Genomic DNA, 23,370 nt, shown 5'->3' with positions numbered 1-23,370 from the left:
AACGACCGTCGGGAAGGCCATGCTGAACAAGTACGCGCGTGCATTTTTCACGCGTGTCCTCACACCGTTCGCCGCGTTTCTCATCCGCCGGGGCGTGAGCCCGGACACGGTCACGCTCCTCGGCACGGCCGGAGTGGTCGCGGGCGCGCTGGTCTTCTTCCCCCGGGGCGAGTTCTTCTGGGGCACGATCGTGATCACGCTGTTCGTGTTCTCGGACCTGGTGGACGGCAACATGGCCCGCCAGCTGGGCCGCACCAGCCGCTGGGGCGCGTTTCTGGACTCCACCCTGGACCGGGTCGCCGACGGCGCGATCTTCGGCGGCTTCGCCCTCTGGTACGCGGGCAACGGCGACAACAACGTCCTGTGCGCCGTCTCCATCTTCTGCCTGGCCAGCGGCCAGGTGGTGTCGTACACCAAGGCGCGCGGCGAGTCGATCGGGCTGCCGGTGGCCGTCAACGGTCTGGTCGAGCGCGCCGAGCGCCTGGTGATCTCGCTGGTGGCGGCCGGTCTCGCCGGTTTCCACAAGTTCGGTGTGCCGGGCATCCAGATCCTGCTCCCGATCGCCCTGTGGGTGGTCGCGGTGGGCAGTCTCGTCACACTGGTCCAGCGGGTCGTCACGGTCCGCCGGGAGTCCGCCGAGGCGGAGGCCGCGGCCGAGCGGGAGACGGCCTCCCACGGGAGCGAGGCGGCGCAGTGACCGCCGCCGACCGGCTCACCGATGGTCTGTACGGGCTCGGCTGGAGCACCGTCAAGAGACTCCCCGAGCCGGTCGCCGTGCGCCTCGGCCGGACCGTCGCGGACCTCGCCTGGCGGCAGCGCGGCAAGGGCGTGGAGCGCCTGGAGTCCAACTACGCGCGCGTGCTGCCCGACGCGAGCCCGGAGCGGCTGCGCGAGCTGTCCCGCGCGGGCATGCGGTCGTACCTGCGCTACTGGATGGAGTCCTTCCGGCTGCCGGCCTGGAGCGAGGACCGGATCCGGGCCGGTTTCGCGCCCAAGGACGTCCACCACCTCACCGACGGCCTCGCCTCCGGCAAGGGCGTGATCATCGCCCTGCCGCACCTGGCCAACTGGGACCTGGCCGGCGCCTGGGTCACCACCGAGCTGAAGACCCCGTTCACCACGGTCGCCGAGCGCCTCAAGCCGGAGACGCTCTACGACCGTTTCGTCGCCTACCGCGAGGGCCTCGGCATGGAGGTGCTGCCGCACAGCGGCGGCTCCGCCTTCGGCACCCTCGCTCGCAGGCTCCGCGACGGCGGCCTGATCTGCCTGGTCGCCGACCGTGACCTGTCGGCCTCCGGTGTCGAGGTCGACTTCTTCGGCGACACCGCGCGGATGCCCGCCGGACCGGCCCTGCTGGCCCAGCAGACCGGCGCGTACCTGCTCCCGGTGACCCTCTGGTACGACGACACCCCTGTCATGAAGGGCCGGGTGCACGCCCCGATCGACGTGCCCGAGTCAGGTGACCGGGACTCGAAGACGTCTGTCATGACACAGGCGCTGGCCGATGCCTTCGCCACCGGGATCGCCGACCATCCGGAGGACTGGCACATGCTCCAGCGGCTGTGGCTCGCCGACCTCGACCCCGCGAAGGGACCGTCGTGAGGATCGGCATCGTCTGCCCGTACTCCTGGGACGTGCCGGGTGGCGTCCAGTTCCACATCCGCGACCTCGCCGCTTACTTCATCCGCCTCGGCCACGACGTCTCGGTCCTTGCCCCCGCCGACGACGACACCCCCCTCCCGCCCTACGTCGTCTCGGCCGGCCGCGCGGTCCCGGTGCCGTACAACGGCTCGGTGGCCCGCCTGAACTTCGGTTTCCTGTCCGCCGCGCGGGTGCGCCGCTGGCTGCACGACGGCGCCTTCGACGTGGTCCACATCCACGAGCCGACCTCGCCGTCGCTCGGCCTGCTGACCTGCTGGGCGGCGCAGGGCCCGATGGTCGCGACCTTCCACACCTCCAACCCGCGCTCCCGCGCGATGATCGCCGCGTACTCGATCCTCCAGGCCGCCCTGGAGAAGATCAGCGCCCGGATCGCGGTCAGCGAGTACGCCCGCCGCACGCTGGTCGAGCACCTCGGTGGGGACGCGGTGGTCATCCCCAACGGTGTGGACGTCGACTTCTTCGCCACGGCTGAGCCGCGCCCCGAGTGGCAGGGCGACACCATCGGTTTCATCGGCCGGATCGACGAGCCCCGCAAGGGCCTCCCGGTGCTGATGAAGGCCCTCCCCAAGATCCTCGCCGCCCGCCCGGAGACCAGGCTCCTGGTGGCCGGCCGCGGGGACGAGGCGGCCGCCGTCGAGTCCCTGCCCGCCGAGCTGCGCGCCCGCGTCGAGTTCCTCGGCATGATCAGCGACGAGGACAAGGCCCGCTTCCTGCGCAGCCTCGATCTGTACATCGCGCCCAACACGGGCGGCGAGAGCTTCGGCATAATCCTGGTCGAGGCTCTCTCGGCCGGGGCTCCTGTCCTCGCCTCCGACCTCGACGCCTTCGCCCAGGTCCTGGACCAGGGGGCGGCGGGCGAACTCTTCGCCAACGAGGATGCCGACGAACTGGCGGAGGCCGCGGTACGGCTCCTGGCGGACCCGGAGCGCCGGACCGCGCTGAGCACACGCGGCAGCGTGCACGTACGCCGCTTCGACTGGTCGACCGTGGGCGCGGACATCCTGTCCGTCTACGAGACGGTGACGGCGGGCGCGGCCGCGGTGGCGGCGGACGAACGCCCGGGCCTGCGAGCGCGATTCGGACTGGCACGGGACTGAGCCCCCGGGCGCGGTTCATGCCGGCGCGGTGCAGAGTCCCCGGGCGCGGTTCATGCCGACGCGGTGCCGAGTCCTCGGGCGTGGTTCGTGCCGGCGCGGTGCCGAGTGCCGGGGACGCGGCCCGGAATGCGCGGGATTGAGTTCCGGGGGTGTGGTTCGTGCGGGTGTGGGGCTGAGTGCGGCGGGGCTGGTGCTGGTGTGGGGCTGAGTTCTGCGGGGCTGGTGCTGGTGTGGGGCTGAGTTCGGCGGGGCTGGTGCTGGTGTGGGGCTGAGTTCGGCGGGGCTGGTGCTGGTGTGGGGCTGAGTCCGGCGGGGCTGGTGCTGGCGTGGGGCTGTGTCGCCGGGGCCGGTTTCGGTTGGTGTGGGCTGAGTTCTGCGGGCGCGGTTCGGAGTGGTGCGGGATCGCGTTCCGCGGGTGCGGTTCCGGTTGGCGTGGGGCTGAGTTCCCCGGGTGCGTCGGTGGGCCGCTAGCGTGTGCGCCCGTGACCGCAACCCTCATCTGGACGCTCTGGATCCTCGCCGCCCTCGTCGTCATCGGCCTCTATCTGAGCTGGACCGCGGGGCGGCTCGACCGGCTGCACGCGCGCATCGACGCCGCCCGCGCCGCCCTCGACGCCCAGTTGCTGCGGCGCGCCTCCGTCGCCCAGGAGTTGGCGACCTCCGGGGTACTGGATCCGGCCGCCTCGATCGTGCTCTACGAGGCCGCGCACGCCGCCCGGCAGGCCGAGGAGGAGCAGCGCGAGGTCGCCGAGAGCGACCTGAGCCAGGCGTTGCGCGCGGTCTTCGAGCACCCGCAGCAGGTCGAGGAGGTCCGCGCGGCCCCCGGCGGCGAGGCCGCGACGAGCGAGCTGGCCGAGGCCGTACGCCGGGTGCCGATGGCCCGCCGCTTCCACAACGACGCCGTCGGCGCGGCCCGCCGGCTGCGCGAGCACCGCAAGGTCCGCTGGTTCCGGCTCGCCGGACACGCGCCCTTCCCGATGGCCTTCGAGATGGACGACGAGCCGCCCGCGGCACTGGTGGACCGGGGCACCGGACCAGCCGCCTGAGCTGCGGCGGCCCGACTCCGGCGGGTCAAAAGGATCCACTGGCTTGCCATTGGCCCTTGCTGTGGACTGGTCCACTCACGTTTCCTCGGTGTTTGCAGAAACCCTCTTTCACCCAGTGAGGTCACCCGTGTCCACCGTTGAGAACCAGGCCCCCGAGACCGGCACCGCCCGCGTGAAGCGCGGCATGGCCGAACAGCTCAAGGGCGGCGTGATCATGGACGTCGTCACGCCGGAGCAGGCGAAGATCGCCGAGGACGCGGGCGCCGTCGCCGTCATGGCCCTGGAGCGGGTCCCGGCCGACATCCGCAAGGACGGCGGAGTGGCGCGGATGTCCGACCCCGACATGATCGAGGGCATCATCGAGGCCGTCTCGATCCCGGTCATGGCCAAGTCCCGTATCGGCCACTTCGTCGAGGCCCAGGTCCTGCAGTCGCTCGGCGTCGACTACATCGACGAGTCCGAGGTCCTCACCCCGGCCGACGAGGTCAACCACTCCGACAAGTGGGCCTTCACCACCCCCTTCGTCTGCGGTGCCACCAACCTCGGCGAGGCGCTGCGCCGGATCGCCGAGGGCGCCGCCATGATCCGCTCCAAGGGCGAGGCCGGCACCGGCAACGTCGTCGAGGCCGTCCGCCACCTGCGCCAGATCAAGGGCGAGATCGCCAAGCTGCGCGGCTGCGACAACAACGAGCTGTACGCCGCCGCCAAGGAGCTGCGCGCCCCCTACGAGCTGGTCAAGGAGGTCGCCGAGCTCGGCAAGCTCCCCGTGGTCCTGTTCTCCGCCGGTGGCGTCGCCACCCCGGCCGACGCGGCCCTGATGCGCCAGCTCGGCGCCGAGGGCGTCTTCGTCGGCTCCGGCATCTTCAAGTCCGGCGACCCGGCCAAGCGCGCCGCCGCCATCGTCAAGGCGACCACCTTCTACGACGACCCGAAGATCATCGCGGACGCGTCCCGCGACCTCGGCGAGGCCATGGTCGGCATCAACTGCGACACCCTCCCCGAGACCGAGCGCTACGCGAACCGGGGCTGGTGATGACCACTCCGGTGGTCGGAGTCCTCGCGCTCCAGGGCGACGTACGGGAGCACCTCGTCGCCCTGGCCGCGGCCGACGCCCTGGCCCGGCCGGTCCGGCGTCCCGAGGAGCTCGCCGAGGTGGACGGCCTGGTCATCCCGGGCGGCGAGTCCACCACCATCTCCAAGCTGGCCGTCCTGTTCGGCGTGATGGAGCCCCTCCGCGCGCGCGTGCGGGCCGGAATGCCCGTCTACGGCACCTGCGCGGGCATGATCATGCTCGCCGACAAGATCCTCGACCCGCGCTCGGGTCAGGAGACGATCGGGGGCATCGACATGATCGTGCGCCGCAACGCCTTCGGACGGCAGAACGAGTCGTTCGAAGCGGCGGTCGACGTCAAGGGCGTCACGGGCGATCCTGTAGAGGGCGTTTTCATCCGCGCGCCCTGGGTCGAGTCGGTCGGCGCCGCGGCCGAGGTGCTCGCCGAGCACGAAGGCCACATCGTCGCGGTCCGCCAGGGCAACGCCCTCGCCACCTCGTTCCACCCGGAGCTGACCGGAGATCACCGCGTGCACTCCCTGTTCGTCGACATGGTGCACGCGAACCGGGCGACGGAGTCCTAGTAGGATCTCTGGCGTTCGTTGCAGAGATGGGTTACGCGAAGGAGACAGGCAGATGTCCGGCCACTCTAAATGGGCCACGACGAAGCACAAGAAGGCCGTGATCGACGCCAAGCGCGGCAAGCTCTTCGCGAAGCTGATCAAGAACATCGAGGTCGCCGCGCGTATGGGCGGCGTCGACATCGAGGGCAACCCGACGCTCTACGACGCCATCCAGAAGGCGAAGAAGCAGTCGGTCCCGAACAAGAACATCGACTCCGCGGTCAAGCGCGGCGGTGGTCTTGAGGCCGGCGGCGCCGACTACGAGACGATCATGTACGAGGGCTACGGCCCGAACGGCGTCGCGGTGCTCATCGAGTGCCTCACCGACAACCGCAACCGCGCGGCCTCCGACGTCCGCGTCGCCATGACCCGCAACGGCGGTTCCATGGCCGACCCGGGCTCGGTGTCGTACCTCTTCAACCGCAAGGGCGTCGTGATCGTCCCCAAGGGCGAGCTGACGGAGGACGACGTGCTGGGCGCGGTGCTCGACGCGGGCGCCGAGGAGGTCAACGACCTGGGCGAGTCCTTCGAGGTGCTCAGCGAGGCCACCGACATGGTCGCGGTCCGCACCGCCCTCCAGGACGCCGGCATCGACTACGACTCCGCCGAGGCCAACTTCGTCCCGACCATGCAGGTCGAGCTGGACGAGGAGGGTGCCCGGAAGATCTTCAAGCTGATCGACGCCCTTGAGGACAGCGACGACGTGCAGAACGTCTTCGCCAACTTCGACGTCAGCGACGAGGTCATGGAGAAGGTCGACGCGTAACCCGCGCACGGGCTGAACGGACCGAACGGGCCGACGGGACACACCCGTCGGCCCGTCGCCGTGACAGCCGTTGTCGGTGGCACCGGATAGCCTGCACAAACAGGTGACCGATGGGAGGGGCGCGTGCGCGTACTGGGGGTGGATCCCGGGTTGACCCGATGCGGTGTCGGGGTCGTCGACGGCGTCGCCGGGCGGCCGCTGACCATGGTCGGCGTCGGAGTCGTGCGCACGCCCGTGGACGCCGAACTCGGCCGACGCCTCGTCGCCATCGAGCAGGGCATCGAGCAGTGGCTGGACGAGCACCGGCCCGAATGCGTCGCCGTGGAGCGGGTGTTCAGCCAGCACAACGTCCGGACCGTGATGGGCACCGCCCAGGCCAGCGCCGTCGCCATGCTCTGCGCCGCCCGCCGGGGCATCCCGGTCGCGTTGCACACCCCCAGCGAGGTCAAGGCCGCCGTCACCGGCTCAGGGCGCGCCGACAAGGCCCAGGTCGGCGCCATGGTCACCCGGCTGCTACGGCTCGACGCGCCACCCAAACCGGCCGACGCCGCCGACGCCCTCGCGCTCGCCATCTGCCACATCTGGCGGGCCCCCGCCCAGAACCGACTCCAGCAGGCCGTCGCCCTGCACGCAGCCAACGCAACGAAAGGCCGTACGGCATGATCGCCTTCGTGAGCGGCCCGGTCGCCGCCCTCGCCCCGGACTCCGCGGTCGTCGAGGTGGGTGGGATCGGCCTCGCGGTCCAGTGCACGCCCAACACCCTGTCCGGGCTGCGGATGGGCCAGCAGACCAAGCTCGCCACCTCCCTCGTCGTCCGGGAGGACTCGCTCACCCTGTACGGCTTCGCCGACGACGACGAGCGCCAGACCTTCGAACTGCTGCAGACGGCGAGCGGGGTCGGCCCCCGGCTCGCCCAGGCCATGCTGGCGGTGCACAGCCCCGACGCCCTGCGCCGGGCCGTCGCCACCGGCGACGAGAAGGCCCTCACCGCCGTCCCGGGCATCGGCAAGAAGGGTGCCCAGAAGCTGCTCCTGGAGCTGAAGGACCGGCTCGGCGAGCCTCTCGGCGCCCCCGCGATCGGTGCGCCGGTCAGCCAGGGCTGGCGCGACCAACTGCACGCCGCGCTGATCGGCCTCGGCTACGCGACCAGGGAGGCCGAGGAGGCCGTCACCGCCGTCGCCCCGCAGGCCGAGGCCGCCGGGGGCACCCCCCAGGTCGGCCAGCTGCTCAAGGCGGCCCTGCAGACCCTCAACCGCGCCCGCTGACCCCACCACCGCTGAGGCACATCACTTATGAACTGGGACGACACGACCGACACCGGCGCCGACGCGGAGCGGCTGGTGGGTGCTGTCGCCGACCGTGAGGACCAGGCCGTCGAGGCCGCCCTGCGCCCCAAGGACCTCGGCGAGTTCATCGGCCAGGAGAAGGTCCGCGAGCAGCTCGACCTGGTCCTGCGGGCCGCACGCGCGCGGGGCGCCACCGCCGACCACGTGCTGCTCTCCGGGGCGCCCGGCCTGGGCAAGACCACCCTCTCCATGATCATCGCGGCGGAGATGGGCGCACCGATCCGCATCACCTCCGGCCCCGCCATCCAGCACGCCGGCGACCTGGCCGCGATCCTCTCCTCCCTCCAGGAGGGCGAGGTCCTCTTCCTCGACGAGATCCACCGGATGTCGCGGCCCGCCGAGGAGATGCTGTACATGGCGATGGAGGACTTCCGCGTCGACGTGATCGTCGGCAAGGGCCCCGGTGCCACCGCCATCCCGCTCGAACTCCCTCCGTTCACCCTGGTCGGCGCCACCACACGGGCCGGCCTGCTGCCCCCGCCGCTGCGCGACCGCTTCGGCTTCACCGGGCACATGGAGTTCTACGAGCCGCGGGAGCTGGAGCGGGTCGTGCACCGCTCGGCGAACCTGCTGGACGTCGAGATCGACACCGCCGGCGCCGCCGAGATCGCCGGCCGCTCGCGCGGCACGCCCCGGATCGCCAACCGGCTGCTGCGCCGCGTCCGCGACTATGCGCAGGTCAAGGCGGACGGACTGATCACGCGCGAGATCGCGCACGCCGCACTGGCCGTCTACGAGGTGGACGAACGAGGCCTCGACCGGCTCGACCGCGCGGTCCTGGAGGCCCTGCTCAAGCTGTTCGGCGGCGGCCCGGTCGGTCTGTCCACGCTCGCCGTCGCGGTGGGGGAGGAGCGCGAGACCGTCGAGGAGGTCGCCGAGCCCTTCCTGGTCCGCGAGGGCCTGCTCGCCCGCACCCCACGCGGCCGGGTCGCCACCCCCGCCGCCTGGGCCCACCTGGGCCTGACCGCCCCGCGGGCGACGGGACCCGGCCAACAGGACCTGTTCGGCACGTGACACCCGTCCGACGTCCGGCCCCCGCCACAGCCCGCCCCACCGGCCCACCAGTGCCGCGACGGTAGACGCCCGCCAATCCCGAGTGCCCGGCCTTCCCGCATGCCGCCGGATGCGCGGCGCCGGATCCCCGTGCCGGTGCCCTGACACGTGGTGTTCAGTGGTGGTGTCCGGGCCGGACGTCCCGGGCCGGGGCCTCGTGTCCGGCCCCGGCGTGCGCCCCGGCCCGACCCTCCTTGACCCCTGACCCCCGGTGTCCCGCCCGCCGCGCAGGCTCCGCGGGCAGACGTGATCTCTTCGTGACGGCGGGGCATTGGCGGGTGCAGGAACCCAGGTGCCATGCTGAGCGTTGTTCCATGCGCGCGGACTCGCTTAGACTCCGCCGATGCTGCCTTTGCGGGCGGCGCCGACCACACCCCCATCATCCAGGCCGCTCACTGCCGCGGCTGCGCGAAGGAAATTCCGTCTCGTGAATACCTTGCCTCTTCTCTTCTTCATCGTCCTTATCGCGGCCATGTTCCTGATGACGCGTTCCAACAGGAAGCGCCAGCAGCAGGCGAAGCAGATGCGGAACGAGATGCAGCCCGGCAGTGGCGTCCGCACCATCGGGGGCATGTACGCGACGGTCAAGGAAGTCAACGAGGACACGGTCCTCCTCGACGCCGGCCCGGGCGTCGACCTCCTCTTCGCGAAGAACGCGATCGGCGCCGTTCTCACCGACGACGAGTACAACCGCATCGTGCACGGCATCGAGCACGACCTGAAGTCCGACACCGACAGCGTCCCGGACGACGCCTCCTCCCTCACCGAGACCGACGACGAGCCCGCCGGCGCTGCCGCCGCCTCCGGCGACAAGCCCGTCGACTTCGGTAAGAAGGACGTGGCCGACGAGAAGGCCGAGGACACGGTGGAGGCCAAGGCCGAGGAGGCGGAGCCCACCGAGGCGAAGGCCGACGAAGAGCCGAAGAAGACCGACGGCGACTCCGACGCGAAGTAGCCGCGTCCCGGGGAGCACGGCGCGCATCACCGGCGCCGGCCGCACCCCGGGCACGTCTGTTTCCCGGACGGGATCCCGACACCATGTCATGGCCGACCGCGCCGACCAGGCGCGCGGCGGCCCGAGAGGGAGTACGAGAAGGTGGCAGCACCTAAGAGGGGCCGGAGCGCGAGCGCCCAGAGCAAGCCAGGGCGCTCGCTGGCCTTGATCCTGATCGCCATCGTGGCGCTCACCGGAGGGATGTTCCTCTCCGGAAACACCACTCCGCGTCTCGGTATCGACCTGGCCGGTGGTACGAGCATCACGCTGCAGGCGAAGGCCGACCAAGGGTCCGCGATCAACAAGGCCAACATGGACACCGCGGTCGACATCATGAACCGCCGTGTCAACGGCCTCGGTGTCTCCGAGGCGGAGGTGCAGACCCAGGGCACCAGCAACATCATCGTCAACATCCCCAAGGGCACCAACTCCGAAGAGGCCCGCCAGCAGGTCGGCACCACCGCGAAGCTGTACTTCCGCCCGGTCCTGGCCCAGGAGGCCAGCGCCGGCGCCGCGGCGAGCGCCTCCCCGAGCGCGTCCTCCAGCGGCAGCTCCAGCGCCTCCCCGAGCACGACCGCGAGCCCGTCGAGCAGCGCGTCGGGGTCCGAGAAGGCGACCGGGTCGTCCTCCGCCACGCCGTCCTCCTCCGCCACCTCGCAGGGCCGCGCCGTCACCGACGCACTGAAGGCCGGCTCCACGCCGTCGTCCTCGGCGTCCGCGTCCTCGTCGGCGAGCCCCTCCGCCTCCTCCTCGGCCGACGCGAGCGCCTCCGCCGCGGCCTCGAAGCTGGAGGCCCAGTACACCGCGCTGGACTGCTCCAAGGCCGCGCAGCGCGCCACCGCCGGCAAGAGCGCCAAGCCGGCCGACTCCACCGTGGCCTGCGGCCAGGTCGACGGCGCCTGGTACAAGTACGTGCTCGGCCCGGCCGCCGTCGACGGCACCGAGGTCAAGAAGGCCCAGGCCGTCTTCGACACGCAGGGCGCCTCCGGCTGGCAGGTCCAGATGAACTTCAGCTCCAGCGGAGCCAAGAAGTTCGCCGACGTCACCGCCTCCCTCGCCAAGAACTCCCAGCCGCAGAACGAGTTCGGCATCGTCCTCGACGGCGAGGTCGTCTCCAGCCCGTACGTGCAGCAGTCCATCACCGGCGGCCAGGCGGAGATCTCCGGCAGCTTCACTCAGGACGAGGCGCAGAGCCTCGCCAACATGCTGTCGTACGGCGCGCTCCCGCTGTCCTTCAAGACGCAGAGCGTCACCACCGTCACCGCCGCCCTCGGTGGCGAGCAGCTGCACGCCGGTCTGCTGGCCGGTGCCATCGGTCTCGCGCTCGTCGTGATCTACCTGGTGGTCTACTACCGGGGTCTGTCGCTGGTCGCGATCGCCTCGCTGCTGGTCTCCGCGATCCTGACCTACGTACTCATGGCGCTGCTCGGCCAGGCCATCGGCTTCGCGCTGAACCTGCCGGCCGTCTGTGGTGCGATCGTCGCGATCGGTATCACAGCGGACTCGTTCATCGTGTTCTTCGAACGCATCCGGGACGAGATCCGCGAGGGCCGCACGCTGCGTCCCGCCGTCGAGCGGGCCTGGCCGCGCGCCCGGCGCACCATCCTGGTCTCCGACTTCGTGTCGTTCCTGGCCGCTGCCGTGCTGTTCATCGTGACCGTCGGCAAGGTACAGGGCTTCGCGTTCACCCTCGGTCTGACCACCGTGCTCGACGTGGTCGTCGTCTTCTTCTTCACCAAGCCGCTGATGACGATCCTCGCCCGGCGTAAGTTCTTCGCGGGCGGCCACAAGTGGTCCGGGCTCGACCCGAAGGGTCTGGGCGCCAAGCCCCCGCTGCGCCGCACCCGCCGTCCCGCCGGTCCTGTCGCCGGCCCTGTCGACCCGAAGGAAGCGTGAGCGATGTCGAAACTCGGCAACCTCGGCGCCCGACTCCACCGCGGCGAGATCAGCTACGACTTCATCGGCAAGCGCAAGATCTGGTACGGCATCTCCATCCTGATCACCATCACGGCCATCGTCGGCCTGGCGGTGCGCGGCCTGAACATGGGCATCGACTTCCAGGGCGGTGCCGTCTTCACCACCCCGAAGACCAGCGTCTCCGTCTCGCAGGCCGAGACGTATGCGGAGGACGCCTCGGGCCACGACGCGGTCGTGCAGAAGCTCGGCACGGGGGGTCTGCGTATCCAGATCGCGGGCATGGACACCGAGAAGTCGGACGCCACCAAGGCCGCGCTGGCCAAGGACATGAAGCTGGACTCCGAGTCCATCGCCGCCGACCTGGTCGGCCCCAGCTGGGGTGACCAGATCGCCAACAAGGCCTGGGAAGGCCTCGCCATCTTCATGGTCCTCGTGGTGATCTACCTGGCGATCGCGTTCGAGTGGCGGATGGCGATCGCGGCCCTGGTCGCGCTGATCCACGACATCACGATCACGACCGGTATCTACGCCCTGGTCGGATTCGAGGTCACGCCCGGCACGATCATCGGTCTGCTGACGATCCTCGGTTACTCGCTCTACGACACGGTCGTCGTCTTCGACAGCCTCAAGGAGCAGACGAAGGACATCACCAAGCAGACCCGCTTCACCTACAGCGACATCGCGAACCGGTCGATCAACGGCACCCTGGTCCGTTCGATCAACACCACGGTGGTCGCGCTGCTGCCGGTCGCGGGCCTGCTGTTCATCGGCGGTGGCTTCCTCGGCGCGGGCACGCTCAACGACATCTCGCTGTCGCTCTTCGTCGGTCTGGCCGCCGGTGCCTACTCGTCGATCTTCATCGCCACGCCGCTCGTCGCCGACCTCAAGGAGGCCGAGCCGCAGATGAAGGCGCTGAGGAAGCGCGTCCTCGCCAAGCGGGCCCAGGCCACCGCCGAGGAGGAGATGGCGGAGTCCAGGGTCGACGGCCAGGAGGGACCCGAGGACGCCACTCCGGCCGTCGTCGGTCCGCGCAACCAGCCCGCGTCCCGTAACCGGGGCGGTCGCGGCCGACCCTCGGGGAAGCGCCGGTGACCGACATCAAGGAACTGCTGCTCAGCCGTATCCGGGACGTCGAGGACTACCCGGAGCAGGGCGTGATGTTCAAGGACATCACGCCGCTCCTGGCGGACCCGGCGGCGTTCACCGCGCTCACCGACGCCCTCGCGGAGATCGCCGAGCGCACCGGCGCCACCAAGGTCGTCGGCCTGGAGGCCCGGGGCTTCATCCTGGGCGCCCCGGTCGCCGTCCGCGCCGGGCTCGGCTTCATCCCGGTCCGCAAGGCGGGCAAGCTCCCCGGAGCCACCCTCCGCCAGGCCTACGAGCTGGAGTACGGCTCTGCCGAGATCGAGGTGCACGCCGAGGACCTCGGCACGGACGACCGGATCCTGATCGTCGACGACGTGCTCGCCACCGGCGGCACCGCCGAGGCCGCGATCCAGCTGATCCACCGCGCCGGTGCCGAGGTCGCGGGCGTCGCGGTCCTGATGGAGCTGGGCTTCCTGGGCGGCCGCGGGCGCCTGGAGCCGGCCCTGCGGGGAGCGCCGCTGGAGGTCCTCCTCCAGGTCTGAGCGTCGTACGACCGACCAAGCGGCCGCCCCCTCAGGGGCGGCCGTTCGCGTTCCGCGGGGACCGGGGGCAACCCGCACGACACCCCTGTGGAATCCCACGGCAGCCTCCGGTGTTCCTCCCGTATACGGTTCTCCGTCCGGCCTGCAGGCGATGACGTGGCCCAGGATCGCTACCATGGGCACTCCGGAGCCTGACCGGGGGACCCGGATCGCGCACGAGGAGCCCTCTTGCCAGACGAGGCCCAGCCACTGACAGCCGCCAAGCCCGAGCCCGCCTCGGCGCCCGCGGCCAAGCCCGCGCCGAACGTGTCGCAGACGAAGAACGACACCCGTGGGGCGGTCGAGCACGCCCAGTCCGCGCCGGTCGAGAAGTCGGCCGAGACCTCGCGCCCCAAGCCGGCCCCGCCCGAGCCCCCCGAGACGGCGCCCACGGCCCGTCCGAACGCCGGCCAGTCCGCACGCACCGGCTCCTCCAACCGCGTCCGCGCCCGCCTCGCCCGTCTCGGCGTGCAGCGCGCGAACCCGTACAACCCGGTCCTGGAGCCGCTGCTGCGCATAGTCCGCAGCAACGACCCCAAGATCGAGAACGCCACGCTGCGCCAGATCGAACGGGCCTACCAGGTCGCCGAACGCTGGCACCGCGGCCAGAAGCGCAAGAGCGGCGACCCGTACATCACCCACCCACTCGCGGTGACCACGATCCTCGCCGAGCTGGGCATGGACCCGGCGACCCTGATGGCGGGGCTGCTGCACGACACCGTCGAGGACACCGAGTACGGCCTGGAAGACCTGCGCCGCGACTTCGGCGACGTCGTCGCGCTGCTCGTCGACGGCGTCACCAAGCTGGACAAGGTCAAGTTCGGCGAGGCCGCGCAGGCCGAGACCGTCCGCAAGATGGTCGTCGCCATGGCCAAGGACCCGCGCGTCCTGGTCATCAAGCTCGCCGACCGCCTGCACAACATGCGCACCATGCGCTATCTCAAGCGCGAGAAGCAGGAGAAGAAGGCGCGCGAGACCCTGGAGATCTACGCGCCGCTCGCCCATCGCCTGGGCATGAACACCATCAAGTGGGAGCTGGAGGACCTCGCGTTCGCGATCCTCTATCCCAAGATGTACGACGAGATCGTCCGGCTGGTGGCCGAGCGGGCCCCGAAGCGGGACGAGTACCTGGCCATAGTGACCGACGAGGTCCAGTCCGACCTGCGCGCCGCCCGCATCAAGGCGACCGTCACCGGCCGCCCGAAGCACTACTACAGCGTCTACCAGAAGATGATCGTCCGCGGCCGGGACTTCGCGGAGATCTACGACCTGGTCGGCATCCGCGTCCTGGTGGACACCGTCCGCGACTGCTACGCGGCCCTGGGCACCGTCCACGCGCGCTGGAACCCGGTTCCGGGGCGCTTCAAGGACTACATCGCGATGCCCAAGTTCAACATGTACCAGTCGCTGCACACCACGGTCATCGGCCCCAACGGCAAGCCGGTCGAACTCCAGATCCGCACCTTCGACATGCACCGCCGCGCCGAGTACGGCATCGCCGCGCACTGGAAGTACAAGCAGGAGGCCGTCGCCGGTGCCTCCAAGGTCCGCACCGACGTGCCGAAGTCGTCCGGCAAGGGCAAGGACGACCACCTCAACGACATGGCGTGGCTGCGGCAGTTGCTGGACTGGCAGAAGGAGACCGAGGACCCCAGCGAGTTCCTGGAGTCCCTGCGCTTCGACCTGTCCCGCAACGAGGTCTTCGTCTTCACCCCCAAGGGCGATGTCATAGCGCTCCCGGCCGGGGCCACCCCGGTCGACTTCGCGTACGCCGTGCACACCGAGGTCGGCCACCGCACGATAGGCGCGCGGGTCAACGGCCGCCTGGTCCCGCTCGAATCCACCCTGGACAACGGCGACCTGGTCGAGGTCTTCACCTCCAAGGCACCCGGCGCGGGCCCGTCCCGCGACTGGCTCGGCTTCGTCAAGTCACCGCGTGCCCGCAACAAGATCCGCGCCTGGTTCTCCAAGGAGCGCCGGGACGAGGCGATCGAGCAGGGCAAGGACGCCATCGTCCGCGCGATGCGCAAGCAGAACCTGCCGATCCAGCGCATCCTCACCGGCGACTCGCTGGTCACGCTCGCCCACGAGATGCGCTACCCGGACATCTCCTCGCTGTACGCGGCGATCGGCGAGGGCCATGTCGCCGCGCAGAACGTCGTGCAGAAGCTGGTGCAGGCGCTCGGCGGCGAGGAGGCGGCCACCGAGGAGATCGACGAGTCGGTCCCGCCGGCCCGCGGCCGCCGCAACAAGCGCCGCAGCAGCCAGGACCCCGGTGTGGTCGTGAAGGGCGTCGACGACGTCTGGGTCAAGCTGGCCCGCTGCTGTACGCCCGTACCCGGCGACCCGATCATCGGCTTCGTCACCCGTGGTAGCGGTGTTTCGGTTCACCGCAGCGACTGCGTCAACGTGGAGTCACTGTCCCGGGAGCCGGAGCGCATCCTCGACGTGGAGTGGGCGCCCACCCAGTCCTCGGTCTTCCTGGTGGCCATCCAGGTCGAGGCCCTGGACCGCTCCCGGCTGCTGTCGGACGTCACCCGCGTCCTGTCCGACCAGCACGTCAACATCCTCTCCGCGGCCGTCCAGACCTCCCGCGACCGGGTGGCCACCTCGCGCTTCACCTTCGAGATGGGCGACCCCAAGCACCTGGGCCACGTCCTGAAGGCCGTACGCGGCGTGGAGGGCGTCTACGACGTCTACCGGGTCACGTCGGCCCGCAACCGGTCGTAGCGCACGGCATACGACGAGAGGGGCCCCGTACGCCGTGTACGGGGCCCCTCTCGTCGTAACCGCCTCCCGCGGCTAGCCGCCGAACTCCTGGAGGCCCTTCAGAGCCTGGTCCAGGAGCGCCTGGCGGCCCTCCAGCTCACGCTCCAGCTTCTCCGCCTTGGACGTGTTGCCCTGGGCGCGAGCCTGGTCGATCTGCGTCCTGAGTTTGTCCACCGCGGCCTGGAGCTGGCCGGTCAGACCCGCCGCACGCGCGCGTGCCTCCGGGTTGGTCCGGCGCCACTCGGCCTCCTCGGCCTCCTGGATGGCCCGGTCGACCGTGTGCATCCGGCCCTCGACCTTGGGACGCGCGTCGCGGGGCACATGGCCGATGGCCTCCCAGCGCTCGTTGATCGAGCGGAAGGTGGACCGCGCGGACTTCAGGTCCCTGATCGGCAGGAGCTTCTCGGCCTCTGCGGCCAGCTCCTCCTTCAGCTTCAGGTTCTCGGTCTGCTCCGCGTCCCGCTCGGCGAAGGCCGAGCCGCGGGCCGCGAAGAACACGTCCTGGGCGCCGCGGAAGCGGTTCCACAGGTCGTCCTCGTGCTCGCGCTGGGCGCGGCCGGCGGCCTTCCACTCCGTCATCAGCTCACGGTAGCGGGCGGCCGTGGGACCCCAGTCCGTCGAGTCGGACAGCGACTCGGCCTCGGCGACCAGCTTCTCCTTGGCCTTGCGGGCGTCCTCGCGCTGCGCGTCCAGCTGTGCGAAGTGCGCCTTGCGGCGCTTGGAGAACGCCGACCGGGCGTGCGAGAAGCGGTGCCACAGCTCGTCGTCCGACTTGCGGTCCAGGCGCGGCAGCCCCTTCCAGGTGTCCACCAGCGCGCGCAGCCGCTCACCGGCCGACCGCCACTGGTCGGACTGGGCCAGCTGCTCCGCCTCGACGACCAGGTCCTCCTTGGCCTTGCGGGCCTCGTCGGACTGCTTGGCACGCTGGGCGCGACGCTCCTCGCGACGCGACTCCACGGTCTTCACCAGCTCGTCGAGCCGGTTCCGCAGTGCCTGCAGATCACCGACCGCGTGGTGCGCGTCCACCTGCTCGCGCAGATGGTCGATGGCGGCCTGGGCGTCCTTCGCGGACAGGTCGGTGGTCCGTACTCGCTTTTCGAGGAGGCCGATCTCGACAACCAGGCCCTCGTACTTGCGCTCGAAGTAGGCCAGCGCCTCGTCAGGGGAGCCGGCCTGCCAGGAACCGACGACCTGCTCGCCGTCGGCCGTACGCACGTACACGGTCCCCGTCTCGTCGACGCGGCCCCACGGGTCGCTGCTCACAGCGCCTCCTCCACATGATGCCCGCGAGGGGCCTCAGCGCCCCCGGGCATCGTCCACAGTTTCGTCACGGCCAACATAGGCGACCGGCGGGTTGCCTGTCCGCATCCCGCGCGACCGAAGTTTCGCAGTTGGACCTCAGGATTTCGTGACCGTCGCCTTGTTGATGACGACCGTCGCGTTCGGGGCTCCGTCACCGGCTCCGGTGCTCTCGCCGGCGGCGGCGATCTTCTTCAGGACCTTGAGTCCGGCCGCGTCCACCGTGCCGAACGGGGTGTAGCTGGCCGGCAACTGGCTGTCCTGGTAGACCAGGAAGAACTGGCTGCCGCCGGTGTGCTTCTGGCCGGTGTTGGCCATCGCGATCGTGCCCGCGGGGTAGACACCGCCCTTCAGGCTTTTGTCCTTCAGGTTCTCGTCCGGAATCGTGTACCCGGGACCGCCGCTGCCGGTACCCGTCGGGTCACCGCACTGCAGCACGTAGATGCCGTTGGTGGTGAGCCGGTGGCACTTCGTGTGGTCGAAGTAGCCCTTCGAGGCGAGGAAGTCGAACGAGTTCACCGTGTGCGGGGCCGCCGCCGTCTTCAGCGCGACGTCGATGTCACCGCAGGTCGTCGCCAGCTTCATGGTGTAGTTCGCCGACGTGTCGATCGACATCGCCGGCTCCTTCTTCCAGCTCAGCTTCGCCACCTTGCCGGCGGCGGGCTTCTCGCACGGGTCCGGCGCCTTGCTGGCGCTGGGCGTGGCGCTGGGCGTCGTCTCCGAGCTGGCGTTCGCCTTGTCGTCGTTCTTCAGCACGCCGGTCGTGTACAGCGCCACACTGCCGATCACGATCACGCCGAGCACCGACGCGATCACGGAGTTGCGCATGCGTGACTTGCGCCGTGCGCTGGTACGCCGCTGCTGCTGCCGCAAGAACTTCTCCCGGGCGAGCTGACGCCGCCGCTGCTCCTGGCTGACCACCGGGTTCTCTCCTCATGCGTGTCGTATGTCGACCGGTACGCGTGCGTCCTGTGCGCTGTGTGAGCCGACCGCTGCGTGTAGCCCCGTACCGTATATGGGTTCGCTGAGGAAACGGCAGCGCCGGTAGGCTCTGGACCACAGCTTGTGGCCGCCCGAATCGACACAACGAAGGACGATCGTGCTCATTGCCGGGTTCCCTGCCGGGGCCTGGGGGACGAACTGTTATCTCGTCGCCCCCGCCGCCGGTGCGGAGTGCGTGATCATCGACCCCGGCCACCAGGCCGCCGAAGGCGTCGAGGAAGCACTGAAGAAGCATCGGCTCAAGCCCGTCGCCGTCGTCCTCACCCACGGCCACATCGACCATGTGGCCTCGGTCGTCCCGGTGTGCGGCGCGCACGACGTGCCGGCCTGGATCCACCCCATGGACCGGTACATGATGAGCGACCCCGAGAAGGCGCTCGGCCGGTCCATCGGCATGCCGCTGATGGGCGAGTTGACGGTGGGCGAGCCCGACGACGTCTTCGAACTGACCGACGGCGCGAAGCTGGAACTGGCCGGACTCGAACTCTCCGTCGCGCACGCACCGGGCCATACCAAGGGGTCGGTGACCTTCCAGATGCCGGAGACGGCCGACATCCCCTCGGTCTTCTTCTCGGGCGATCTGCTGTTCGCCGGCTCCATCGGACGCACGGACCTGCCGGGCGGCTCCATGGACGACATGCTGGCCTCGCTGGCCCGCGTGTGCCTGCCGCTCGACGACTCCACCGTGGTGCTGTCCGGCCACGGCCCCCAGACGACCATCGGCCAGGAGCGCGCCACCAACGCCTATCTGCGGCAGGTGGCGGCCGGCCTCGGGAGCGTGGACGCTCCCCGACGAGGAATGTGACGAGAGAGCTTCGTGAGTACCTTCCAGGCCCCCAAGGGCACCTACGACCTGATCCCGCCGGAGAGCGCCAAGTACCTGGCCGTCCGTGAGGCGATCGCCGCGCCGCTGCGCGACTCCGGCTACGGCTACATCGAGACCCCCGGCTTCGAGAACGTCGAACTGTTCGCGCGCGGGGTGGGCGAGTCGACCGACATCGTCACCAAGGAGATGTACGCGTTCGAGACGAAGGGCGGCGACCGGCTGGCGCTGCGCCCCGAGGGCACCGCGTCCGTCCTGCGCGCCGCGCTCGAGGCGAACCTGCACAAGGTCGGCAACCTCCCCGTCAAGCTCTGGTACTCCGGCTCGTACTACCGCTACGAGCGCCCGCAGAAGGGCCGTTACCGTCACTTCTCGCAGGTCGGCGCCGAGGCGATCGGTGCGGAGGACCCGGCGCTGGACGCCGAGCTGATCATCCTGGCCGACCAGGCGTACCGCTCGCTGGGCCTGCGCGACTTCCGCATCCTGCTGAACAGCCTGGGCGACAAGGAGTGCCGCCCGGTGTACCGGGCCGCGCTCCAGGACTTCCTGCGCGGCCTGGACCTGGACGAGGACACCCTCCGCCGAGCGGAGATCAACCCGCTCCGGGTCCTGGACGACAAGCGGGAGTCGGTGCAGAAGCAGTTGGGCGGTGCCCCGCTGCTCCGTGACTACCTCTGCGACGCCTGCAAGGTGTACCACGAGGAGGTCCGCGAACTGATCACGGCCGCGGGCGTCGCCTTCGAGGACGACCCGAAGCTGGTCCGGGGCCTCGACTACTACACGCGTACGACCTTCGAGTTCGTCCACGACGGTCTGGGATCCCAGTCCGCGGTGGGCGGTGGCGGCCGCTACGACGGCCTCTCCGAGATGATCGGCGGTCCCGCGCTGCCGTCGGTGGGCTGGGCGCTCGGCGTCGACCGCACGGTCCTCGCCCTGGAGGCCGAGGGCGTGGAGCTGAACCTGCCCTCCGCCACCAGCGTCTTCGCGGTCCCGCTCGGCGAGGAGGCCCGCCGGATCCTGTTCGCCAAGGTCACGGAACTCCGCCGGGCGGGCGTCGCGGCGGACTTCTCCTACGGGGCCAAGGGCCTCAAGGGCGCGATGAAGAGCGCCAACCGCAGCGGAGCCCGCTACACGATCGTCGCCGGCGAGCGCGACCTCGCCGAGGGTGTCGTCCAGCTGAAGGACATGGAGTCCGGCGAGCAGACGTCGATCGGCGTGAACGAGATCGTGGCGGAGCTGGAGTCGAGGCTGGGCTGAGCCCGGCGGAGTGAGGGGGCGCGAGTCCCCTCACTCCAGCAACCCGAACCGCATCGCGGGCGTCACCGCCCCGTGCGGTCGTCCACTCCGAGTTCGGTGCAGTACACGTCCCAGAGACGGATCGTGCGGTCCCAGGCGTGCGCGTCGCGCGCCGCACCGCGGCCGGTCATCCGTCGTGCCGGTCCTTCCAGCGGAAGGTCGGCAGACACAGCACCAGTCCTCCGACGCACCAGGCGGCCAGCACCAGGGCGATCCGCCCGAACTCCCAGGCGCCCGCCTGTTCCAGCACCTTCGCCGAGTCCGGCAGGAACACCCCGCGCAGCCCCTGGCACAGCCACTTCAGGAGGAACAGGGCACCGATGTCCAGCATCCAGCCGGGGATCGCGCTGATCGAGATCCGGGTGCCCTGGAGGATCTCCACCGTCGTGCTCTTGCCCGCCCCGTTGGGCCCGAGCAGGCCGAACACCTCGCCTCGCCGGATGCCCAGATCCATGCCGTCCACCGCGGTCACGCCCCGTACCGCTTGCGCAGCCCCCGGACGTCCACCGCGAGTTCGTTCGCGTGTGCTGTCATGCCTGGATCCTCGGCCGGAACCGAACACTCCGGGGCGACCGTGCGTAGGTCCTTATGTCCACCGAACGGTGGACAGGGCGCCTCGTGCGGCACAATGGCCCCTGCCCGAAGAAGTTCCAACTCTCAAACAGACGGAATCGGCGTGATGAGCAAGACGACAGTCCACGACGTCTCCACCGAGCCCGAGCCCGAGCACGCCTCCGCAGCACCGCGCACCGAGGGCGGCAGCATCGCCTTCGGCCTGCTGCTGATCATCACCGGCGCCGCCGGGCTGCTGGCCGCCTGGGTCATCACGATCGACAAGTTCAAGCTGCTGGAAGCCAAGGTCGAGGGCAAGACGTTCACCCCCGGGTGCAGCCTCAACCCGGTCGTCTCCTGCGGCAGCGTCATGGAGTCCAAGCAGGCCGCCGCCTTCGGCTTCCCCAACCCGATGCTCGGCCTGGTCTGCTACGGCATCGTCATCTGCGTCGGCATGAGCCTGCTGGCCCGCGCCCGCTTCCCGCGCTGGTACTGGCTGACCTTCAACTTCGGCACTCTCTTCGGCGTCGGCTTCTGCAGCTGGCTGCAGTTCCAGTCCCTGTACCGGATCAACGCGCTGTGCCTGTGGTGCTCGCTGGCCTGGGTCGCGACGATCATCATGTTCTGGTACGTGACGTCCTTCAACATCCGCAAGAGCTTCCTGCCTGCCCCGACGTGGCTGAAGTCGTTCTTCGGCGAGTTCACCTGGGTGCTGCCGGTCCTGCACATCGGCATCATCGGCATGCTGATCCTGACCCGCTGGTGGGACTTCTGGACCAGCTGACAGCGCACGCCGCATTGTCAGTGCCGTGTCTTAGGGTTTCAGCGTGGAACCCGACCTGTTCACCGCAGCCGCAGAAGAACGCCAGGAGAAGGACCCGACCGGCAGCCCCCTGGCGGTGCGGATGCGCCCGCGCACCCTCGACGAGGTGGTGGGCCAGCAGCATCTGCTGAAGCCGGGGTCCCCGCTGCGCAGACTGGTCGGCGAGGGCTCCGGCGGCCCGGCCGGCCCCTCCTCTGTGATCCTCTGGGGACCGCCCGGCACCGGCAAGACGACCCTCGCGTACGTCGTCTCCAAGGCGACCAACAAGCGGTTCGTGGAACTCTCCGCGATCACCGCGGGCGTCAAGGAGGTCCGCGCGGTCATCGAGGGCGCCCGCCGCGCCACCGGGGGATACGGCAAGGAGACCGTCCTCTTCCTCGACGAGATCCACCGCTTCAGCAAGGCCCAGCAGGACTCCCTGCTCCCGGCCGTCGAGAACCGCTGGGTCACCCTGATCGCCGCGACCACCGAGAACCCGTACTTCTCGGTGATCTCTCCGCTCCTCTCCCGCTCCCTGCTGCTCACCCTCGAACCCCTCACCGACGACGACGTCCGCGGCCTGCTCAGAAGGGCCCTGACCGCCGAGCGCGGCCTGAAGGACTCCGTCACCCTCCCCGAGGACACCGAGGAGCACCTGCTGCGGATCGCCGGCGGCGACGCCCGCCGCGCCCTGACCGCCCTGGAGGCCGCCGCCGGAGCCGCCCTCGACAAGGGCGAGGCGGAGATCGGCCTCCAGACCCTGGAGGAGGTCGTCGACCGGGCCGCGGTGAAGTACGACCGGGACGGCGACCAGCACTACGACGTCGCCAGCGCCCTCATCAAGTCCATCCGGGGCTCCGACGTCGACGCGGCCCTGCACTACCTGGCCCGGATGATCGAGGCCGGCGAGGACCCCCGCTTCATCGCCCGCCGCCTGATGATCTCCGCCAGCGAGGACATCGGGCTCGCCGACCCGAACGCCCTGCCCATAGCGGTGGCCGCCGCCCAGGCCGTCGCCATGATCGGCTTCCCGGAGGCCGCCCTCACCCTCAGCCACGCCACCATCGCCCTCGCCCTGGCCCCCAAGTCCAACTCCGCGACCATGGCGATCGGCGCCGCCCTGGAGGACGTACGCAAGGGACTGGCCGGACAGGTGCCCCCGCATCTGCGGGACGGGCACTACAAGGGCGCCGCCAAGCTGGGGCACGCGCAGGGGTACGTCTATCCGCACGACCTGCCCGAGGGCATCGCCGAGCAGCAGTACGCCCCGGACCCGATCAAGGACCGCGAGTACTACACCCCGACCCGGCACGGCTCCGAGGCCCGCTACGCGGACGCGGTCGAATGGACCAGGAAGCACCTCGGTCGCAGGCGGTCCTGAGCAGCCTGTAGAATCCCTCGAAGCGCTGAGTCCCGCGCTGTCAGAGCGGGACAGTCGGCCGGAGCCTCCGCAAGGAGGTTCCAGGAGCGTCGCGCACCGTCGAACGGTGTCGCGGGCAACCCACCACCACTCGCCGTACGGCGAGAACGGTCGGTGGGCCACTCGCGTGCTGCACGTATGTGCCCAGACCAGGGGAGCGGCTGCCCACCAGGCCCGGCAACGGG

General features: G+C 70.3%; 22 protein-coding genes. 19 read left to right on the top strand and 3 right to left on the bottom strand.

Annotation, left to right across the window (positions count from 1 at the left end):
* The first annotated feature begins 19 nt into the window (after nucleotides 1–19).
* From pgsA to AB0N16_RS14305, 15 genes are all read left to right on the top strand, one after another.
* Entirely contained in the window at nucleotides 20–697 is a 678-nt protein-coding gene (gene pgsA / locus AB0N16_RS14375; protein WP_365796480.1) for a phosphatidylinositol phosphate synthase, read from the top strand.
* On the top strand, nucleotides 694–1,602 hold the full coding sequence (locus AB0N16_RS14370; RefSeq protein WP_365796478.1) for a phosphatidylinositol mannoside acyltransferase: 909 nt from the start codon (nucleotides 694–696) through the stop codon (nucleotides 1,600–1,602). Before pgsA ends, AB0N16_RS14370 begins: the two co-directional genes overlap by 4 nt.
* Entirely contained in the window at nucleotides 1,599–2,759 is a 1,161-nt protein-coding gene (locus AB0N16_RS14365) for a glycosyltransferase family 4 protein (protein ID WP_365796476.1), read from the top strand. The genes AB0N16_RS14370 and AB0N16_RS14365 overlap by 4 nt, the downstream gene beginning before the upstream one ends.
* Before the next feature lie 482 nt (nucleotides 2,760–3,241).
* Nucleotides 3,242–3,805, top strand: a complete 564-nt coding sequence (locus tag AB0N16_RS14360; protein ID WP_365796474.1) for a hypothetical protein — start codon at nucleotides 3,242–3,244, stop codon at nucleotides 3,803–3,805.
* 127 nt (nucleotides 3,806–3,932) lie between these two features.
* A complete protein-coding gene (gene pdxS, locus AB0N16_RS14355) occupies nucleotides 3,933–4,838 on the top strand; it encodes a pyridoxal 5'-phosphate synthase lyase subunit PdxS (RefSeq protein ID WP_365796472.1) in 906 nt (301 codons plus the stop codon).
* Nucleotides 4,838–5,440 carry a pyridoxal 5'-phosphate synthase glutaminase subunit PdxT gene (pdxT, locus tag AB0N16_RS14350; protein ID WP_365796470.1) on the top strand — a complete coding sequence of 201 codons (603 nt, stop codon included), beginning with the start codon at nucleotides 4,838–4,840 and terminating at the stop codon, nucleotides 5,438–5,440. The genes pdxS and pdxT overlap by 1 nt, the downstream gene beginning before the upstream one ends.
* A gap of 52 nt (nucleotides 5,441–5,492) precedes the next feature.
* Nucleotides 5,493–6,245 carry a YebC/PmpR family DNA-binding transcriptional regulator gene (locus AB0N16_RS14345; protein ID WP_365796468.1) on the top strand — a complete coding sequence of 251 codons (753 nt, stop codon included), beginning with the start codon at nucleotides 5,493–5,495 and terminating at the stop codon, nucleotides 6,243–6,245.
* A gap of 123 nt (nucleotides 6,246–6,368) precedes the next feature.
* Nucleotides 6,369–6,908 (top strand): crossover junction endodeoxyribonuclease RuvC, encoded by a 540-nt coding sequence (ruvC, locus tag AB0N16_RS14340; protein ID WP_365796466.1) that lies wholly within the window; start codon nucleotides 6,369–6,371, stop codon nucleotides 6,906–6,908.
* A complete protein-coding gene (gene ruvA / locus AB0N16_RS14335) occupies nucleotides 6,905–7,510 on the top strand; it encodes a Holliday junction branch migration protein RuvA (protein ID WP_362565300.1) in 606 nt (201 codons plus the stop codon). Before ruvC ends, ruvA begins: the two co-directional genes overlap by 4 nt.
* A gap of 27 nt (nucleotides 7,511–7,537) precedes the next feature.
* Complete coding sequence (ruvB, locus tag AB0N16_RS14330; RefSeq protein ID WP_365796464.1) at nucleotides 7,538–8,605, top strand: Holliday junction branch migration DNA helicase RuvB; 1,068 nt, start codon at nucleotides 7,538–7,540, stop codon at nucleotides 8,603–8,605.
* A gap of 466 nt (nucleotides 8,606–9,071) precedes the next feature.
* Nucleotides 9,072–9,599: a preprotein translocase subunit YajC gene (gene yajC, locus AB0N16_RS14325; protein WP_365796462.1), complete on the top strand. Its 528-nt coding sequence runs from the start codon at nucleotides 9,072–9,074 to the stop codon at nucleotides 9,597–9,599.
* A 141-nt stretch (nucleotides 9,600–9,740) separates the two neighbouring features.
* A complete protein-coding gene (secD, locus tag AB0N16_RS14320; protein ID WP_365796460.1) occupies nucleotides 9,741–11,534 on the top strand; it encodes a protein translocase subunit SecD in 1,794 nt (597 codons plus the stop codon).
* Nucleotides 11,535–11,537: 3 nt separating this feature from the next.
* A complete protein-coding gene (gene secF, locus AB0N16_RS14315; RefSeq protein ID WP_365796458.1) occupies nucleotides 11,538–12,647 on the top strand; it encodes a protein translocase subunit SecF in 1,110 nt (369 codons plus the stop codon).
* Nucleotides 12,644–13,183 carry an adenine phosphoribosyltransferase gene (locus AB0N16_RS14310; protein ID WP_365796456.1) on the top strand — a complete coding sequence of 180 codons (540 nt, stop codon included), beginning with the start codon at nucleotides 12,644–12,646 and terminating at the stop codon, nucleotides 13,181–13,183. Before secF ends, AB0N16_RS14310 begins: the two co-directional genes overlap by 4 nt.
* A gap of 228 nt (nucleotides 13,184–13,411) precedes the next feature.
* On the top strand, nucleotides 13,412–15,952 hold the full coding sequence (locus tag AB0N16_RS14305) for a bifunctional (p)ppGpp synthetase/guanosine-3',5'-bis(diphosphate) 3'-pyrophosphohydrolase (protein ID WP_365796454.1): 2,541 nt from the start codon (nucleotides 13,412–13,414) through the stop codon (nucleotides 15,950–15,952).
* A 72-nt stretch (nucleotides 15,953–16,024) separates the two neighbouring features.
* Here the strand turns inward: AB0N16_RS14305 and AB0N16_RS14300 are convergent, their stop codons facing one another.
* Both AB0N16_RS14300 and AB0N16_RS14295 read right to left on the bottom strand, forming a co-directional pair.
* Nucleotides 16,025–17,254 (bottom strand): DUF349 domain-containing protein, encoded by a 1,230-nt coding sequence (locus tag AB0N16_RS14300; protein WP_365796452.1) that lies wholly within the window; start codon nucleotides 17,252–17,254, stop codon nucleotides 16,025–16,027.
* Between the two features lie 135 nt (nucleotides 17,255–17,389).
* Nucleotides 17,390–18,211, bottom strand: coding sequence for a peptidylprolyl isomerase (locus tag AB0N16_RS14295; RefSeq protein ID WP_365796450.1), 822 nt, complete (start codon nucleotides 18,209–18,211; stop codon nucleotides 17,390–17,392).
* A 178-nt stretch (nucleotides 18,212–18,389) separates the two neighbouring features.
* Between AB0N16_RS14295 and AB0N16_RS14290 the strand changes: the two genes are divergently transcribed.
* On the top strand, nucleotides 18,390–19,097 hold the full coding sequence (locus tag AB0N16_RS14290; RefSeq protein WP_365796448.1) for an MBL fold metallo-hydrolase: 708 nt from the start codon (nucleotides 18,390–18,392) through the stop codon (nucleotides 19,095–19,097).
* Nucleotides 19,098–19,109: 12 nt separating this feature from the next.
* Nucleotides 19,110–20,372, top strand: coding sequence for a histidine--tRNA ligase (hisS, locus tag AB0N16_RS14285; RefSeq protein WP_365796446.1), 1,263 nt, complete (start codon nucleotides 19,110–19,112; stop codon nucleotides 20,370–20,372).
* Nucleotides 20,373–20,538: 166 nt separating this feature from the next.
* On the opposite strand, the gene AB0N16_RS14280 is transcribed toward hisS, so the two are convergent.
* On the bottom strand, nucleotides 20,539–20,865 hold the full coding sequence (locus tag AB0N16_RS14280; protein WP_365797113.1) for an ATP-binding cassette domain-containing protein: 327 nt from the start codon (nucleotides 20,863–20,865) through the stop codon (nucleotides 20,539–20,541).
* A gap of 225 nt (nucleotides 20,866–21,090) precedes the next feature.
* Between AB0N16_RS14280 and AB0N16_RS14275 the strand changes: the two genes are divergently transcribed.
* On the top strand, nucleotides 21,091–21,747 hold the full coding sequence (locus tag AB0N16_RS14275; protein ID WP_365796444.1) for a vitamin K epoxide reductase family protein: 657 nt from the start codon (nucleotides 21,091–21,093) through the stop codon (nucleotides 21,745–21,747).
* Between the two features lie 43 nt (nucleotides 21,748–21,790).
* Complete coding sequence (locus AB0N16_RS14270; protein WP_365796442.1) at nucleotides 21,791–23,146, top strand: replication-associated recombination protein A; 1,356 nt, start codon at nucleotides 21,791–21,793, stop codon at nucleotides 23,144–23,146.
* Nucleotides 23,147–23,370 lie beyond the last annotated feature (224 nt).

The sequence above is a fragment of the Streptomyces sp. NPDC051105 genome, from assembly GCF_040682795.1.
Taxonomy (GTDB): domain Bacteria; phylum Actinomycetota; class Actinomycetes; order Streptomycetales; family Streptomycetaceae; genus Streptomyces.
The sequence above is the reverse complement of the archived record's forward strand: the minus strand, read 5'-3'. Positions and strand labels throughout refer to the sequence as shown.